The sequence below is a fragment of the Pseudomonadota bacterium genome (assembly GCA_026388215.1).
Classification (GTDB): domain Bacteria; phylum Desulfobacterota; class Syntrophorhabdia; order Syntrophorhabdales; family Syntrophorhabdaceae; genus JAPLKF01.
In genome coordinates this window covers 1-1,586 of the sequence record JAPLKF010000053.1, presented here as the reverse complement: position 1 = coordinate 1,586, position 1,586 = coordinate 1, and the positions used below count along the sequence as shown (strand labels likewise).

Annotated in this window: 1 protein-coding gene; it reads left to right on the top strand. The window is 43.3% G+C overall.

Annotated features, from left to right (window positions below; genetic code table 11):
• Positions 1-351: 351 nt before the first annotated feature.
• A complete protein-coding gene (locus NTU69_03820; protein MCX5802655.1) occupies positions 352-1,578 on the top strand; it encodes an IS256 family transposase in 1,227 nt (408 codons plus the stop codon).
• The last annotated feature ends 8 nt before the right edge of the window (positions 1,579-1,586 follow it).

Below are 1,586 nucleotides of genomic sequence, written 5' to 3'. Positions count from 1 at the left end.
CTCTTAAAATATATTTAATATCAAGAAAATATAAAAATAAAGTGGATCCCTTCGTCAAGACAATTTTTTATCATTCCTAAGTTACAGCCCTGTATAAATAAACAATAGGGTCAGGTCTTGAATTATCAGTTTTTTTCAATTAATTGGTACCCCCCCCCTTAGCTACAGTGATTAGTGAATGGTGAATAGTGATTAGTAGGCATTAAAATCTGAGTGGCTCATGGTTCATAGCTCATAGTTTAGGTAGTGTAAACTCTCTTGTGTAAATTCATAAGGAGTGACAAAAAGGATGTACCTCCTATAAAATAGGTTGTTAGCACACAACCACTATTTTAGGAAGGAGGAACATCCATGGAACTGCAGATGAGTGTATCAGAGGCAGTAGAATTAATCAAGGAAGTGAAAAATGTCCCGGCAAAGATTCTTGAGTACATTGGCATGAACATACAGAAGGAGGTGGGAGCTTTTATTACAAACCTCATGAAACAGGAACTCACCCATCATGTGGGAAGAGAGAAATATAAAAGGAAAGAAGGCGCAACTGATTACCGTAACGGCGGGTATGCCCGCACCTTCTGTATCAAGGGTATTGGTGATGTAGAGGTACGGGTGCCCAGGGAAAGAGATGGTGATTTCCATACCCAGGTGCTCCCCCGGTGTAAAAGGTATGACGAGCGGATCACCGAAGACATTGCCGCCATGTATCTTACCGGTATCAGTACGAGAACCCTTTCTCTCTTGAGTAAAAAGCTTATCGGTAGATCCCTGTCTCCCACTGAAGTAAGTAACGCCAGCACAGAGATGAAGCAAGCCATAGAAAGATGGCGCACCCGCGACCTCTCCCATGAACAGATCGAGTACCTCTTTGTTGACGGGGTAAACTTCCGTATGCGGACAGGGAACAGTATTGAGCCGGTTTCTGTACTCGTTATCATAGGGGTGCGAAAGGATAAGACAAAGCTTGTTCTCCTCCTCCAAAGCGGTGATAAGGAATCTGCTGCTGCCTGGAGGGGGGCATTCAAGGACTTAAAAAAACGGGGACTCGATGGATCAATGGTAACCTTGGGTATCATGGATGGTCTTACCGGATTGGAGAAGGTATTTGAAGAAGAGTTCCCTCATGCAAAGATGCAGCGCTGTCAGGTACATGTTGCGAGAAACGTTATTGCAAAGGTTCCACAGAAACTAAAACAGGCAGTAGCTGATGATCTCCGCTCCATCTTCTATGCCTCGTCCAAAAAGAAGGCCGATGAATTTGCGGTATCCTTTCGAGAGAAATGGGAAAAAGAGGTTCCCTCGGCGGTGAAATCCTTATCCAATTCCCTTGATGCCTGTCTGATCTTCTTCTCTTTCCCTGAAGAAGAATGGATATCGTTACGTACCACCAATATAATAGAAAGGCTGAATAAGGAGTTTAAACGAAGGACAAAACCAATGGAGATTGTAGCCGGAGAGAATGCCTGTTATCTGCTCCTTGCATTTATCTCTCTGAAGATGGAGATGAGCTGGAGAACAACGAAAATAGGGAAGGTACGTCCTAATTTGCCCCTCTATAAAAAATTTACACAATTAAGTTGACAGTACCA

Coding starts and splice junctions, on each gene's coding strand:
- NTU69_03820 (MCX5802655.1), top strand. CDS start 352: ATGGAACTGCAGATGAGTGTATCAGAGGCAGTAGAATTAATCAAGGAA.